The sequence below is a fragment of the Comamonas sp. CMM03 genome (assembly GCF_019218715.1).
GTDB lineage: Bacteria > Pseudomonadota > Gammaproteobacteria > Burkholderiales > Burkholderiaceae_C > Comamonas > Comamonas terrigena.
The window spans coordinates 1-255 of record NZ_JAHUXB010000022.1 but is presented as its reverse complement, the minus strand read 5'-3'; the positions used below and the strand labels follow the sequence as shown (position 1 = coordinate 255).

General features: G+C 51.0%; 1 rRNA gene. It reads right to left on the bottom strand.

Going from position 1 to position 255, the window contains the following annotated elements:
* A 23S ribosomal RNA gene (locus KW830_RS21595) occupies positions 1-255 on the bottom strand; the annotation flags it as partial.

Sequence of the window (255 nt, the reverse complement as noted above, 5' to 3'; positions counted from 1 at the left end):
CATGCGGTTTCAGGATCTATTTCACTCCCCTCCCGGGGTTCTTTTCGCCTTTCCCTCACGGTACTGGTTCACTATCGGTCGATTACGAGTATTTAGCCTTGGAGGATGGTCCCCCCATATTCAGACAGGGTTTCTCGTGCCCCGCCCTACTTTTCTCTAGCTCAGTACCACCAGTCGGTTTTCACATACGGGGCTATCACCCACTATGGCCGGACTTTCCATTCCGTTTTGTTAACCGTCTGACTATCACTAGAA